Genomic DNA, 14,705 nt, shown 5'->3' with positions numbered 1-14,705 from the left:
ATTGGGCTATGCGTTCACTCCCGGGGACGTGGAGTTCCTGCAGAGCCCGGAGGGGGCGGCAGCTCTCACGGAAGTGGGCGCCCTCGCACTGACCACGTCTACGCGAGTGGCCGACATCGGCTGGGCGCGTACGCGTTTCGGTTCACACGTGGCATTGCTTGTGGAGACCGTGCTGCTGCGGCGGAAAGCGGCCGCGAAACTTCCCGGCACCGAAACCTGGTTCTTCACCGACGATGCCCTGCAACAGGCGACCCCCTGTGCGGTCGCCGCGCACCGGGCGATGCGGCTGACAGACCGGGACGTCCACGACGTCACCTGTTCCATCGGGGCAGAACTGGACGCCGTGGTCGGGACCGCCGCAACGGTGATCGGCAGCGACCTCGACCCGGTGCGGCTCCTGATGGCGCAGCACAACGTTCCCGGGGCGACCGTTCTGCGCGCGGACGCGCTCGTTCCGTGCACCCGCGGCACCGTCGTGCTCGCGGACCCGGCGCGACGGTCGGGCGGCAGGCGCACGCACGATCCCGCCGCGCTGGAACCGCCGCTGCCGGATCTCATCGAGACGTACCGCGGACGGGACCTCGCCGTGAAGTGTGCTCCCGGACTCGATTTCGACCGGCTCGGCTGGGACGGCGAAGTGGAGGTGGTCTCCCTCGACGGCGGGGTGCGCGAGGCATGCCTGTGGTCGCCGGGACTGTCCGGTGCCGGTGTAACGCGGCGGGCGACCGTCCTCGGCTCCGACGACAGCGCGTGGACGGTGACGGACTCCGACAACGACGACATCCCCGAACGTGCGCCGGGGGAGTGGATCGTCGATCCCGACGGGGCGGTCGTGCGTGCGGGCCTGGTGCGGCACTACGCGGCCCGCCACGGATTGTGGCAGCTGGACCCCCGGATCGCCTATCTCACCGGCGATTCGGTTCCCGACGGCGTGCGGGGCTTCCGCATTCTCGAACAGGTGAAGTATTCGGAGAAGTCGCTGCGGCAGGAGCTGGTACGTCACGACTGTGGTGTGGCCGAAATCCTCGTGCGCGGCGTCGACGTCGATCCCGCAGTCCTGCGGCCCAAGTTGAAGCTGCGCGGAAGTCGTTCCCTCAGTGTGGTGATCACCCGAATTGGCCGCGCCGGTGTCGCCTTCATTTGCGCTGCGCGCCCGTGAGTCCTTGTCAACCGGGACGTCGACAAATACTCACGGCTCAGCGGAGGACGAACAGCTCGCCCAGCAGCGTCGGGGTGAGGACTTCGCCCTTCGGTCCGACCGAGGTGCCGACGGTGAACCCCTTCGCCCCGGGCAGGGTGTCCTGATCGAGGGTTTCGCCGGTTCCCGTGTCGAACGTCATCATCGCCAGTCCGTCCGCACCGTCGTGAACCACCGCGTATCCGGTGGACCCGGCCGTCTGAGCAGGAACGCCGAGCTGGATCAGATCCTTCCGCTCCCAGGCGAGTTCGGCGTGATCTCCCCTGTCCTGCAGCGCCAGCAGGTGGCCGTCGGGACCGCCCGCGGGAATGATCAGACCGTCCGCGGACGTCGACGGGCTGCCTGCGGCGGCGTACCCGATGTCGTAACTCCACTTCGGATCACCGGTGGCAGAATCGATCGCCCACATCGTTCCCCAGTTGTCGTTGGCGTAGACGACGGAGCCGTCGGCGGACAGGTCGGGGCTGGACGCGCTGCCGCCCGGCAGGGTGTCGCTGGACCATTCCTGGGTGATCGCGGGGGTGTCGCCGCCGGTGTACTTCATCGCGACGAGTTCCGCCTGGGGTGCGCCGGGCGCGAAGAACGTGAAGTAGAACTTGCCGGACTCGAGGTCGATCGCGGGCATGTTGGCCACCGGGCAGTCGGGTGAGCCGAAGAAGCAGCCGCTGAGGCCCTTGTCGTCGGGGAGGATGTCGACGTTCGCGCCGTCGGCGACGGACGGCGGCGGGACGAGATCGTACGGTGCCACGACCTTCTGGCCGTTCTGCGTGTTCACGACATTGATCTGGCCGAGCTGGGTGATGAAGAGGAGGTTGCCGTCGCCGGTGAACTGCGCGGACAGCGGGGTCCCGACCACCGGTGTGCGCCACCGCAGCTGGCCGTATTCGTTGAACGAGTTGATGGCGCCGTTCTCGCCCACGTACACGTTGGCGGCGCCGTCGACGATCGGCGTGGACGCCACCACTCCGGGCGCGAGCTGACGGCACCAGCGCTTGCGGCCGCTGTCCATCTGGAAGGAGAAGAGGTTGCAGCCCTTCTCGGTGCGGGCGGTGACGAAGATCTGGCCGCTGGCGGCCACCGACGCGTAGTTGGCCACCGGACCGCCGAGCGGACGGGACCATGCGAAGGAGATGTCGCGGGAACCGGTGACGGCGCTGGTGTCGCTGTTGCGGGCGTCGGCGTGCATGCCGGGCCACCCGCCTGCGGAGAAGATGTCGTCGACCTGCGTCCCGCTGCTGCAGCCGCTGAGGACGACAGCCGAGATCGTCGCCAGCGCCAGTACTGACGAACGTAGGACCCGCCGCATTACTTCTCCTCGTCTTCGATAACGCTCGGCCCAGAGACTATCCCGTCCAGGCGGGGCCGAGCACACACCCCGAGGCGGGCCGAGCGTCACACTCTGAGGCCGGTGCCGGCGTCCGGACACTCCTGGACGGGTATGTGAGGCGTGAACGTAGGCTGACAGGTTATGACGAGCATGTGGGGCGCACCGTTGCGTACGAGGTGGCGAGGATCCCGGCGGAGCGACAGCGAGCAGGCCCGCTTCCTGACGCGTGACTCGCTGCGGTGGGTACTGGCGAACAAGGCGTACACGCCGTGGTATCTCGTGCGGTACTACCGGCTCGCGAAGTTCAAGCTGGCCAACCCGCACGTGATTCTGCGCGGCATGGTGTTCCTCGGAAAGCGGGTGGAGATCCATTCGACCCCCGACCTGTCCCGACTCGAGATCGGCCGGTGGGTGCACATCGGCGACGGTAATGCGATCCGCTGCCACGAGGGTTCGCTGCGCATCGGCGACAAGGTGGTGTTCGGCAAGGACAACGTCGTCAACACGTACCTCGACATCGAGATCGGTGCGTCGACGCTCGTGGCCGACTGGTGCTACATCACCGACTTCGACCACCGCATGGACGACGTGAACGTCCCGATCAAGGATCAGGGCATCGTGAAGGGCCCGGTCCGCATCGGCCCCGACACGTGGGTGGCGGCCAAGGTCACGGTCCTGCGCAACACGCGGGTGGGACGAGGGTGTGTTCTCGGCGCGCACGCCGTCGTGAAGGGCGACATCCCCGACTTCAGCATCGCCGTCGGGTCGCCGGCGAAGGCCGTGAAGAACCGCAAGGCCGACTGGGAGGCAGGCGCGGCCGAACGCGCCAAGTACATCGCGGCCCTCGAGGACATCGCCCGGAAGAAGGCGGCGCGGGAGAACTGACCGCGGTGGCATAGTCGGATCCGTGACCGCGTCCGAACGCGAACTGGAGAACGCCATCGGGACACTGCTCGACGCCCGGGCGGACGGTGCGAGCATCTGCCCGTCGGATGTCGCTCGCGCCGTCGCGCCCGACGACTGGCGACCGTTGATGGAACCCGTGCGGGAGGCCGCCCGGCGACTGGTCGAGGCTGGGGAGGTCGAGATCACGCAGAAGGGCGATGTGGTGGATCCCGTGTCGGCGCGAGGTCCGATCCGGATCCGCCGCGCCCGCGGCAACTGAGGCGAATGTACCGTGCGGCGCATCCGTGGCGCCGCACGGTACATTCGCCCCGGTCAGCGGCCGGGAAGTGGGCGCTCGGGAATTTCGGGCCTCGCCAACGGGTGCCGCACACGGCGTTTTGCGCCGGCGTAGACGTGGACGGTGTCCTCGGCCACCGTGTGCCAGTCGAAGTCTGCGGTGAGACGGTCGCGGGCGGCCAGGGCGCGCTGTTGCGCCGCGGCCGGGTCGTCGAGGACCTCCCGCACCGCGGACGTGAGACCGGTGACGTCGCCCGGCTGGAACGACATGCCCGTCTCGCCGTCGACGACCGCTTCTCCGAGGCCGCCCGCGGTGGACGCGACGAGCGGCGTTCCGGCGGCGGCCGCCTCGAGTGCGATGATGCCGAACGGTTCGTACCGGCTGGGCAGGACGATGGCGTCGGCGCCGTGCAGCCAGCCGAGCAGTTCGATGTGGTCGAGGGTGCCCAGGAAGTTCACGGCGCGCGCCACCCGGTGGGTGCGGGCCTGCTGATACAGCCAGGTGAACTGGGTGCCCTCGCCTGCGATCGACAGTGTCGTTCCGGGGTGGCTGCGGCGGATCCGGGGGAGTGCGGCGATGGCGTCCTGCACGCCCTTCTCGTATTCGAGGCGACCGACGAACAGTAGTTTGGGCGGTCCGGACCGCGGCGCGCGCTCACGGAAATTCCAGGTGGTGACGTCGATTCCGTTGCGGATCACCGTGATCGGCGGGAGCTGCGGACCGTAGAGCGTGGTCACCTCGTCCTCCATCGACGCGGAACACGTGATGAGAGCATCGGACTCGTTGGCCAGCCACCATTCGACCGAATGCACCTGGCGGTTGATCCGGCCGGACACCCAGCCGCTGTGCCGCCCGGCCTCGGTGGCGTGCAGCGTGGAAACCAAAGGGACGTCGTAGAATTCGGCCAGCGCGATGGCCGGGTGCGCGACGAGCCAGTCGTGGGCATGCACCACGTCCGGCTGCCACCCCTCCCCGACGCCCGGTTTGTGGAGGGCGACACCGGCCCGCACCATCGCGTGTCCCATCGCGAGAGTCCACGCCAGCATGTCCTCGCCGAACACGAAATGAGCGGGGTCCTCGGCGACCGCGACCACCAGGACGCCGTCCTCGATGTGGGTGACGGTGGGGTGAGTGGAGGCGTCGGTGCCCGACGGCCGCCGCGACAGCACCACCACCTCGTGTCCGGCCGCCGCGAGTTCGGTGGCCAGGTGGTGCACGTGGCGGCCGAGACCGCCGACCACGACGGGCGGGTACTCCCACGACACGATCAAAATTTTCACGACGCCCCTCCCTCGGTGCCCGGCAGCCGGGGGTCCCCGGCGGGCAGACGCCGCGCGTCGAGCCCGGGGAACAAGCCGTCGGCGCGGTTCCATCCCTCCGCGAGCCGGGTCGCGGCCGCGTCCTTGCCCGCCGAGGCCGCGGCGGCGATCTCGCGGGTGGCGTGCGCGTGCTTGTGCGCCCGGTCGCGGGCGTATCCGGCCGCCGAGTCCTTGCTGACCATGAATGCCCAGTCGCTCGACACCGTCATGAGGGCTTCGCGCAGTATCTGGTCGTTCACGCGGTTCCGGAGCGCGGGACGTCCCGGTGCGGCGTCGGCATCCCGGGACTTGTCGACGGTGTCGAGGGCCGTCCCGACCACCTCGGTGTTGAGCTGCACCAGGTCGGAGACCTGATCACCGGCCCAGACCCGCCAGTCCTTGCCGGATCCCCACGACGAGTTCTCGAGGTCGGCGGGTGCGCCGACGTAACCCTGCCGCCGGGCGTCGTCGAGTGTGCCGACTCGGATTCCGGCCTCGGGCAGCGCGCGCAGTACCTTCTCGAGCCACTCGGGACCCTCGTGCCACCAGTGCCCGAACAGTTCCGTGTCGAATGCGGCGACCACGAGCGCGGGTCGCCCGATGCGCGCGGACTCGTCGCGTAGCCGGGTGCGGACGGCGGCGACGAAGTCGGCCACGTGCCGGTCGACCGCAGCGGTGGCGAGTTCGGGGTCGTATGGTGCCTTGTCGGCCGAGTCGACCGTGCGGCCGGTGACCCGGGCGGGTTTGAGGCCGGTCGCGTGGTCGTAGGTGTGGAAGTCGCGGTAGGCGCCGTGGCCGGGGTACCCGGACTTCGGCGACCACACGCGATAGCTGACCGACAGGTCGCGCCCGAACGCGACGACGTCGGACTCGCGAACGGGCCGGCCGAGCGACGTGTCACCGCGCAGGGCGGGACCGTCGACCATGAAATGGCGGACTCCCGCCTCCGCGTATCCCGTCTCCATGCCGGGGGTGTACCCGCATTCGGGCCCCCAGATACCTGTCGGCGTGCAGTTCCATCGGGCCGCGGCGTCCGCGAGTCCCTCACGGAGGGAGAAGGCACGCAGCCGCGGGTCGAGCAGCGGCTGGAACGGGTGGGCGAGCGGGCCGCCGAGCAGTTCGAACGCCTCACGGTCGAGAAGGTCGCGCAGGACCGGGGAGCCGCCGTGACGCCACCGCAGTTCGAAGTCGGCGAGTGCGGCGGCGGAGGCGCGGTGTTCGCGCGCACCGAGGTCGCGGTGCGCCTCGTCGGGCATCCCCGCGGCCTCGTGTGCGCGGATCTGCCAGTTGCCGAGCCAGTGGTGCATCCCGGCAAGGCAGTGGGGATCATCCAGTTGAGCTGCGAGAACGGGCGTGATCCCGAGGGTCAGCAGGCGTGAGCGGCCCTCGGCGGACAGCCGCCGCAGCATCGCCGTCAGCGGGAGGTACGACGCCGCCCACGACTGGTACAGCCACTCCTCGCCGACCGGCCACCGGCCGTGGTTGGCGAGCCAGGGCAGGTGCGAGTGCAGGACCAGGCAGAACATGCCCGGTTCCGTCGCGTCGCCCGCTCCGGTGCGGTTGTCGGATTCGGTCACCGAACAGGATCCTTCACCGCGACGGCCACCAGGTCGAGGCTGTCGTCGATGTCGCCCTCGTGCAGTGCGAAATCGTCGACGGTGATGCCTTCGACGTCGCGGGTCAGTTCGTCGGGCCAGGGCTCACCGGCGAGTGCGCGGTCGATCTGTGCGCCGATGAACGATCCGCCGTGCTTGGCGTCGAGGACCTTCAGCCGATCGCCGTGATGGACGCCGGTCATGAGGGCCACTGTGAATCCGGCCTCTTCGAGAAGTTCCGTCAGCTCGGCGGCGTCGAGTTCGCGGGTGTGGAACGGATTGAGCGGTGTGTCGCGGCCCGGCGAGAACGTGATCCGGTTGGGTGTGCTGACGAGCAGTTCCCCTCCGGGGGTCAGCACCCGGAAGCATTCGCGCAGGAATTGCGCTTGATCCCAGAGGTGTTCGATCACCTGGAAATTGACGACGGTGTCGATGGACGCGTCCGCCAGCGGAAGCTCCGCGAGGTTGCCGTGCAGCATCTCGACGCGGGGGTACCGCACGCGGACGTGTTCGACCGCGGAGATGTCGTAGTCGAGGCCGGTGACGTGCTGCGCCACGTCGGCAATCATGTTGGCGCCGTAGCCTTCTCCGGATCCGGCCTCGAGTACTCTGCGCCCCGCGCAGCGGGACAGGAGGTCGCGGTAGACCACCTCGTGGCGCCGGAACCAGTAGTTTTCCTCGGGGATTCCGGGCACCGTCCGCTCGCCCGTGAGGGGCAGGTGTTCGTCCCCGGTCGATGACGAGTGCTCGTGACCGGACGGGGGCAGCGGTGCGTCCGCGCGGTCGCCGACAAATGATTCGCTCACCGGTGCGAGGTTAGTGCCCACGGCAAGGTCGCTCGTCCAGGTGGTCTACATCACAGGGATGAAATGCGCTTTCGGCCGTTATGGTGAACGAGACTTTCACGCAAGTTACCGACGAGTAACTTAGCGTGGGGTAATCTGTCGCACAGCACTCGTGCGACGAAATATCGAAGACGAGAGCTCGGCCCATGCGGAGCAACTCACGATAACCACGCAAGAACACACAGGAGGTCGACGAAGACCCATGACGAACATCGTTGTTTTGATCAAGCAGGTCCCCGACACGTGGTCCGAGCGCAAGCTGACCGACGGTGACTACACGCTTGACCGCGAGGCCGCCGATGCCGTGCTCGACGAGATCAACGAGCGCGCCGTCGAGGAAGCGCTCCTGATCAAGGAGGCTCAGGGCGGCGAGGTGACCGTTCTCTCCGCAGGTCCGGACCGCGCCACCGACGCCATCCGCAAGGCCCTGTCCATGGGTGCCGACAAGGCTGTGCACATCAACGACCCGGCCCTCCACGGCTCCGACGCGGTGCAGACCGCGTGGACGCTGGCCGCGGCACTCGGGCAGATCACGTTCGAGAACGAAGAGCCGGCCGACCTGATCATCGCCGGCAACGAGGCCACCGATGGCCGCGTCGGCGCAGTCCCGGCCATCATCGCCGAGTACCTGGGCATCCCGCAGCTCACGCAGCTGCGCAAGCTCACGGTCACCGACGGTACGGTCACCGGCGAGCGCGAGACCGACGAGGGCGTCTTCGGCCTCGAGGCGAGCCTGCCGGCCATCGTCAGCGTCACCGAGAAGATCAACGAGCCCCGCTTCCCCTCCTTCAAGGGCATCATGGCCGCGAAGAAGAAGGAAGTTCTCGTCTACTCGCTGGCCGACCTGGGTGTCGACCCGGAGACCGTCGGTGTCGCCAACGCGGGCACCACCGTCACCGCCTCCACCCCCAAGCCTCCGCGTACCGCTGGTGAGCGCATCGTCGACGAAGGCGACGGCGGCAGCAAGATCGCTGCCTACCTCGTGGGCCAGAAGATCATCTGATCGCGCCCCTCTACAGACCAGCAGACACATACAGGGAGAGTTAGACATGGCAGAAGTACTGGTGCTCGTCGAGCACGCAGAGGGTGCACTGAAGAAGGTCAGCACCGAACTCATCACCGCCGCCCGCGCGCTCGGTGAGCCGGCCGCAGTGGTCACCGGTCCCGCCGGCACCGCCGACAAGCTGGCCGAGGGCCTCGCCGCAGCCGGCGCGGCCAAGATCTACGTCGCCGAGTCGGACGACGTCGACGGCTACCTGATCACCCCGAAGGTCGACGTGCTCGCGTCGCTCGTCGAGTCGGCCGCGCCGGCCGCGGTCATCACCGCCGCCAGCGTCGAGGGCAAGGAGGTCTCCGGACGTCTTGCCGCCCGTATCGGCTCCGGCCTGCTCGTCGACGTCGTCGACGTGAAGTCCGACGGCAGCGCCGTCCACTCCATCTTCGGTGGCGCGTTCACCGTCGACGCCAAGGCCAACGGCGACGTCCCGGTCATCTCGGTCCGCCCGGGTGCTATCGAGGCGAAGCCCGAAGCAGGTGCGGGTGAGAAGGTCTCCGTCGAGGTTCCGGCCCAGGACGAGGGCGCCGTCAAGATCACCTCGCGTGATCCGATCGTCGGTGGCGACCGCCCCGAGCTCACCGAGGCGACGGTCGTCGTCTCCGGTGGCCGGGGTGTCGGCAGCGCCGACAAGTTCTCCGTCGTCGAGGAACTCGCCGATTCGCTCGGTGCCGCTGTCGGTGCGTCGCGCGCCGCGGTCGACTCGGGCTACTACCCGGGCCAGTTCCAGGTCGGTCAGACCGGTAAGACGGTCTCCCCGCAGCTGTACATCGCACTCGGCATCTCCGGTGCCATCCAGCACCGCGCAGGTATGCAGACGTCGAAGACCATCGTCGCCGTGAACAAGGACGAGGAAGCCCCGATCTTCGAGATCGCGGACTTCGGCATCGTCGGCGACCTGTTCAAAGTCGCTCCGCAGCTCACCGAGGCGGTCAAGACCCACAAGGGCTGATCTCTCGGCCGACGGCGGCCCCGCTCCCTTCCGAGGGAGCGGGGCCGCCGTCGTATCGTTCGTCGTTCATCCGGGCTGCATCGACACGACACCCGGCCGATGCCCCCACGCCGCCCCTGCTCGGTAAACCTGCGCCATGACAACTTCGTCTGTTCTCCGCGCACCGAGTGAGACCGCCGATTCTGTTGTGACCGCGCCCAGATACTCTCTGGTCGTCTCCTCCGACCGCGAACATCGCGTGGCTGCTCAGCGTCTGCGTTATCGGGTGTTCGCCTCCGAACCCGGTTTCTCCGTCCCCGCTCACGCGGATGCCCTCGACGCCGACCGGTTCGACGACTTCTGCGACCACCTCCTCGTCCGCCATGAAGAGACCGGCAACTTCGTCGGTTGCTACCGCATGCTCCCGCCCGACGCCGCCGCACAGGCCGGCGGCTACTACACCGCCACCGAATTCGACATCTCCGCACTCGACCCCGTCGGCAACCGCATCGTCGAGATGGGCCGGGCGTGCGTCGACCCCGACCACCGTTCCGGTTCGGTCCTCAGCCTGATGTGGGCCGGAATCCTTCACTACCTGCAGTTGACCGGATACGAATGGGTCATGGGCTGTGTCTCGGTGCCGATGCAGGAGCACCCGGACGCGGTGGCGGGCTCCAACGTGCGCGGCGTGCGCGACCTGCTGCTCCGCAAGCACGCCAACGATCCGGCGGCGCGCGCCGTGCCCCGGAATCCGGTGCTCGTCGACGGACGTTCCCTCGACGAGATCGAGCCGCCCGCCCGGCCCACCCTGCCCCCGCTGCTGCGGGGTTATCTGCGCCTCGGCGCGAAGGTGTGCGGCGAGCCCGCGCACGATCCGGAGTTCGGTGTCGCCGATTTCGTTGCTCTGCAGGGACTGCACGGCGCCAACGAGCGGTACCTCGAGCGTCTGCGTTCGGCGTCCGCCACGCTCGAGGCCGGGGCGCCGGCGTGAGCACCGCGGTGACGGGGACGGGGGTGGCGACGGCGCACTCCTGGATGCCGGCGAGTCCGTGCGGCGCGGGATGCCTGCCGGCCGAGGCGGACGGAGTGTCCGCACCCACCGTCGTCGCCCGATGGTTTCTGGTGATGTCGGCCCTGGCCACGGCGCCGTTGCTGACCGCGGGCTGGCTGCTGCCCCGGTCGTGGCGGACCGGTCTGCAGCGACGATACGCGGCGATCCTGTTGCGCTGCGTGGGAATTCGACTCGTCGTCGTCGACCACCGCGGGAAGCGCCGTCACTCCGGCGGGATCCTGGTGGTCGCGGGCCACGTGTCCTGGACCGACGTGCTGGTGCTCAGCGCCCTCGCCCCGGCGAATTTCGTCGCCCGCGGGGATCTGCTGGACTGGCCCGTTCTGGGATCGCTCGCGCGACGGATGAGGGTGGTCCCGATCGAACGGCAGAATCTGCGGGCGCTTCCGGGCACGGTGGCGACGACGGCGGGCAGACTGCGGGCCGGCGAGCGGGTCGTCGTGTTCCCCGAGGGCACCACGTGGTGCGGGCGGGCCTACGGCGGCTTCCGGCCTGCGCTGTTCCAGGCGGCGATCGACGCGGAATGCCCGGTCCAGCCGATCTCGCTGCGCTACACCGCACGAGGCGGGGAACTGACGACCGGGCCGTGCTTCGTGGGTGAGGAGACGATCGGACAGTCGATCCGGCGCATCATCCGGCACAAGGGTGTCACGGCGGAGGTCCGGCTCGCCCCGATCGAGTACCCGGGGGAGTCCCGCCGGGATCTGGCAGCACGATGTGAGCGTGCCGCCCGGGGCGCCGAACGGATCGATCTCGCAGCACACGACATCATCGATCCGCTGCAGGGCGCACCCGGGACGGCTGCTGCGGGCATCGAGGCGGCGGAGCCTCTCGTGGCCTGAGCTATCCTGGTCAGGTCATGACCTCTGCCCGCAGTGCCGATCGCCCTGTCTACCTGGACCACGCAGCCACCACTCCGATGGTGCCTGCGGCCGTCCGGGCGATGACCGACATCTTCGCGACCGTGGGCAATGCGTCCTCGCTGCACGGTTCCGGACGTGCCGCCCGCCGTCGCATCGAGGAGGCACGCGAGTCCATTGCCGCGGATCTCGGCGCCAGACCGTCCGAGGTCATCTTCACCTCCGGCGGCACCGAGAGCGACAACCTCGCCGTCAAGGGCATCTTCTGGGCGCGGCGCGACGCCGATCCCGCGCGGATGCGGATCCTCGCAGGCTCGGTCGAGCACCATGCCGTTCTCGATGCCGTCGAGTGGCTCGAGCAGCATGAGGGCGCGCAGGTCACATGGTTGCCGGTGGACGAGCTGGGCCGCGTGTCCCCGCAGACGCTGCGCGACGAACTCGCGGTCCATGCCGACGAGACCGCGCTGGTCACGATCATGTGGGCCAACAACGAGGTCGGCACGATCATGCCGATCGACGAACTCGCCGAAGTCGCCGCCGAGTTCGGCGTGCCGATGCACAGCGACGCCGTTCAGGCTGTCACCCACGTCCCCGTGGACTTCGCGGCGAGCGGACTGTCCGCGCTCAGTATCGCCGCGCACAAGGTCGGCGGACCGCAGGGCGTCGGTGCGCTGTTGCTCGGCAGGCAGGTGCCGTGCGTGCCGCTGCTGCACGGCGGCGGGCACGAACGCGACCTGCGGTCGGGCACCCCGGACACGGCGGGTGTCGTCGGTATGGCGGCGGCGCTCCGGGACGCGACCGCTGATCTCACCGCGCGGGCCGCGGAACTGACAGTCCTGCGCGACCGCCTGATCGAGCGTGTCGGCGAGGTCGTCCCCGGTGCCGTCCTGAACGGGCCGACCGGCAGCGCCCGGCTGCCGGGCAACGCCCATTTCACGTTTCCCGGCTGTGAAGGCGACTCGCTGCTGATGCTGCTCGACGCCGCCGGGATCGAGTGTTCGACCGGATCGGCGTGCACCGCCGGCGTCGCCCGCCCGAGCCACGTCCTGATCGCGATGGGCGTGGATTCCGCGACCGCGCGGGGATCGCTCCGGTTCTCGCTGGGGCACACGTCGACGGTCGCGGATGTGGATGCAGTCGTCGCGGCACTGCCGCAAGTTGTCGAGCGGGCCCGCGCCGCCGGGCTCGCCGGTGTCGGAGCACGTGGAGGGGATCGTTGATGCGAGTACTGGCGGCTATGAGTGGCGGTGTCGATTCCGCCGTGGCGGCGGCTCGGGCAGTCGCTGCCGGGCACGACGTGGTGGGTGTGCACCTCGCGCTGTCCGCGGAGCCGGGCACGCTGCGGACCGGCTCCCGGGGCTGCTGCTCCAAGGAAGACGCCGGTGATGCCCGTCGTGCCGCGGACGTACTCGGAATCCCCTTCTACGTCTGGGATTTCGCCGACCGCTTCAAGGAAGACGTGATCGACGACTTCGTGGCGTCCTACGCCGCGGGCGAAACCCCCAACCCGTGCCTGCGGTGCAACGAGAAGATCAAGTTCGCGGCGCTCGCGGATCGTGCGATCGCCCTCGGGTTCGACGCGGTGGCCACCGGCCATTACGCGCAGCTCGAGGACGGCGTGCTGCGCCGGGCCGTCGATGCGGACAAGGATCAGTCGTACGTGCTCGGTGTGCTCACCGCCGAGCAGCTGTCGCGGGCGATGTTCCCGGTCGGCGACACCCCCAAGGACCGGATCCGGGAGGAGGCCGCCGAACGCGGCCTCGCGGTGGCGAACAAGCCCGACAGCCACGACATCTGCTTCATCCCGTCCGGAGACACCCGCGCGTTCCTCGGCGCCCGGATCGGTGTCCGTCCGGGCAGCGTGGTCGACGCCGATTCCGGTGAGGTGCTCGCGGAACACGAAGGCGTGCACGGGTTCACGATCGGACAGCGGAAGGGGCTGGGCGTCCAGGGTCCCGCCGCCGACGGACAGCCGCGGTACGTGACGTCGATCGAACCCGAAACCGGCACCGTCCGAGTCGGTTCCGCCCGCAACCTCGACGTGCACGCGATCGTCGCGGACCGCGCCGTGTGGACGTCCGGGAGCGCGCCGGCCGGACCGGTCGAGTGCACCGTCCAGGTGCGCGCGCACGGCGGACTCGCCGAGGCGGTCGCGGAAGCGGTCGATGGCGGTATCCGTATCGCGCTGCGCGAACCGCTCACCGGTGTCGCGAAGGGGCAGGCCGTCGTCCTGTACCGGACCGACCCGGCCGGCGACATCGTGCTGGGCAGCGGAACCATCTCGGGTACCGACGCACGTCCGAACACGCAGTGACGCAGGCGATCTCGCTGGCCGGGGCCGTCACCGGCGTCGGCTCGTGGCCGGGAACGGATCCGCGGGAAGCCGCCACGATCGTGCTCGGCGAACTCGGCCGCCTCCCGCACCTGGTCGAACTTCCCGCCCGCGGGCTCGGTGCGGACATGATCGGCCGCGCCTGCGCCCTGCTCGTGGATCTGCAACTGGACGTGTCCACCACGGCCTACCGCGTAGTGCAACGGCGCGGGTCCGTCGCCAAGCGTGCAGCCGACCTGCTGAACCAGGACCTCGACGCGCTCGAGGAGGCGTGGGAGACCGCGGGCCTCGTCGGCGCCGATCACGTGGTCAAGGTGCAGTCGGTGGGCCCGCTCACGCTCGCGGCCGAGGTGGAACTCGGCACCGGCCGGCGTGTACTGACCGACCCCGGTGCGGTGCGTGATTTCGCCGAATCGCTGGGTGAGGGTCTCGCACGGCACGCCGCCGAGGTCACGCGTCGCCTCGGTACGCAGGTGCTGATCCAGTTCGACGAGCCACGGTTGCCTGCCGTGCTCGCGGGCACACTGTCCGGGCGCACCCGTCTCGAGACCGTGCGGGCGATGCCGGAACCGGAGGCGCTCGCGGTGCTCGAGGCCACCCTCACCGGATCGGGTGGGGTCACCATGGTCCACTGCTGTTCCGGCAGCCTTCCCGCCGACCTCCTGCGGCGCAGCAGCGCGCGAGCGGTCGGTCTGGACGTGGCACAGCTGACCGCCGCCGACCTGGACGGGATCGGGGAGCTGCTCGACGCGGGCAAGGAGCTCGCCCTCGGGCTCGTTCCCACTGCCGCGCCCGCCGTCCCCGCCACCTGGCGCGACCTGGCCCGACCTGCGGTGACGCTGATCGACCGCCTCGGATTCCCGCGGACCACGCTGCGGAGCCAGGTTGCCGTGACGCCCGCCTGCGGACTCGCGGGCGCGGGCGCATCCTGGAGCCGGGAGGCGCTGAAGTCGTGCGCCGAGGTGAGCAGCGCGTTCACCGACGACCCCGAATCGCTCTGAGTCCGTCGTTCG

The 14,705-nt window shown here is 69.4% G+C and carries 14 protein-coding genes; 10 read left to right on the top strand and 4 right to left on the bottom strand.

Translation table 11 applies throughout. The annotated features are described in order from the left end of the window. The first annotated feature begins 1 nt into the window (after position 1). A complete protein-coding gene (locus H0B43_RS04520; protein WP_185729114.1) occupies positions 2-1,159 on the top strand; it encodes a THUMP-like domain-containing protein in 1,158 nt (385 codons plus the stop codon). A gap of 37 nt (positions 1,160-1,196) precedes the next feature. On the opposite strand, the gene H0B43_RS04515 is transcribed toward H0B43_RS04520, so the two are convergent. Continuing rightward, entirely contained in the window at positions 1,197-2,504 is a 1,308-nt protein-coding gene (locus tag H0B43_RS04515) for a PQQ-binding-like beta-propeller repeat protein (RefSeq protein ID WP_185729115.1), read from the bottom strand. 162 nt (positions 2,505-2,666) lie between these two features. Between H0B43_RS04515 and H0B43_RS04510 the strand changes: the two genes are divergently transcribed. Both H0B43_RS04510 and H0B43_RS04505 read left to right on the top strand, forming a co-directional pair. Beyond that, the gene (locus H0B43_RS04510; RefSeq protein WP_185729116.1) at positions 2,667-3,410 is read left to right on the top strand and encodes an acyltransferase; all 744 of its coding nucleotides are present in this window, start codon (positions 2,667-2,669) and stop codon (positions 3,408-3,410) included. Positions 3,411-3,432: 22 nt separating this feature from the next. After that, positions 3,433-3,690, top strand: a complete 258-nt coding sequence (locus H0B43_RS04505) for a DUF3253 domain-containing protein (RefSeq protein WP_185729117.1) — start codon at positions 3,433-3,435, stop codon at positions 3,688-3,690. Positions 3,691-3,743: 53 nt separating this feature from the next. Here the strand turns inward: H0B43_RS04505 and H0B43_RS04500 are convergent, their stop codons facing one another. From H0B43_RS04500 to H0B43_RS04490, 3 genes are read right to left on the bottom strand one after another with little or no spacing between them, the layout of a single operon-like run. Then, a complete protein-coding gene (locus tag H0B43_RS04500; protein ID WP_185729118.1) occupies positions 3,744-4,988 on the bottom strand; it encodes a glycosyltransferase family 4 protein in 1,245 nt (414 codons plus the stop codon). Continuing rightward, entirely contained in the window at positions 4,985-6,583 is a 1,599-nt protein-coding gene (locus H0B43_RS04495; protein WP_185729119.1) for a glycoside hydrolase family 57 protein, read from the bottom strand. The genes H0B43_RS04500 and H0B43_RS04495 overlap by 4 nt, the downstream gene beginning before the upstream one ends. Continuing rightward, positions 6,580-7,407, bottom strand: coding sequence for a bifunctional 2-polyprenyl-6-hydroxyphenol methylase/3-demethylubiquinol 3-O-methyltransferase UbiG (locus tag H0B43_RS04490; protein WP_185729120.1), 828 nt, complete (start codon positions 7,405-7,407; stop codon positions 6,580-6,582). Before H0B43_RS04490 ends, H0B43_RS04495 begins: the two co-directional genes overlap by 4 nt. 241 nt (positions 7,408-7,648) lie before the next feature. Here H0B43_RS04490 and H0B43_RS04485 point away from each other — a divergent pair, with 241 nt between their 5' ends. The 7 genes from H0B43_RS04485 to H0B43_RS04455 all read left to right on the top strand — a co-directional run bounded on the left by H0B43_RS04485 (position 7,649) and on the right by H0B43_RS04455 (position 14,693). After that, on the top strand, positions 7,649-8,449 hold the full coding sequence (locus tag H0B43_RS04485) for an electron transfer flavoprotein subunit beta/FixA family protein (RefSeq protein WP_185729121.1): 801 nt from the start codon (positions 7,649-7,651) through the stop codon (positions 8,447-8,449). Positions 8,450-8,495: 46 nt separating this feature from the next. Continuing rightward, on the top strand, positions 8,496-9,452 hold the full coding sequence (locus H0B43_RS04480; protein ID WP_185729122.1) for an electron transfer flavoprotein subunit alpha/FixB family protein: 957 nt from the start codon (positions 8,496-8,498) through the stop codon (positions 9,450-9,452). Positions 9,453-9,588: 136 nt separating this feature from the next. Next, positions 9,589-10,422, top strand: coding sequence for a GNAT family N-acetyltransferase (locus H0B43_RS04475; protein WP_185729123.1), 834 nt, complete (start codon positions 9,589-9,591; stop codon positions 10,420-10,422). Between the two features lie 44 nt (positions 10,423-10,466). After that, positions 10,467-11,342 carry a lysophospholipid acyltransferase family protein gene (locus tag H0B43_RS04470; protein WP_213015480.1) on the top strand — a complete coding sequence of 292 codons (876 nt, stop codon included), beginning with the start codon at positions 10,467-10,469 and terminating at the stop codon, positions 11,340-11,342. A 17-nt stretch (positions 11,343-11,359) separates the two neighbouring features. Beyond that, positions 11,360-12,580, top strand: a complete 1,221-nt coding sequence (locus H0B43_RS04465) for a cysteine desulfurase family protein (protein WP_185729125.1) — start codon at positions 11,360-11,362, stop codon at positions 12,578-12,580. Next, positions 12,580-13,674, top strand: coding sequence for a tRNA 2-thiouridine(34) synthase MnmA (gene mnmA, locus H0B43_RS04460; protein ID WP_185729126.1), 1,095 nt, complete (start codon positions 12,580-12,582; stop codon positions 13,672-13,674). Before H0B43_RS04465 ends, mnmA begins: the two co-directional genes overlap by 1 nt. Further along, positions 13,671-14,693: a methionine synthase gene (locus H0B43_RS04455; RefSeq protein ID WP_185729127.1), complete on the top strand. Its 1,023-nt coding sequence runs from the start codon at positions 13,671-13,673 to the stop codon at positions 14,691-14,693. Before mnmA ends, H0B43_RS04455 begins: the two co-directional genes overlap by 4 nt. The last annotated feature ends 12 nt before the right edge of the window (positions 14,694-14,705 follow it).

This window comes from Rhodococcus sp. 4CII, from assembly GCF_014256275.1.
Classification (GTDB): Bacteria; Actinomycetota; Actinomycetes; order Mycobacteriales; family Mycobacteriaceae; genus Rhodococcus_F; species Rhodococcus_F wratislaviensis_A.
This window is presented reverse-complemented; position numbering and strand designations above follow the sequence as displayed.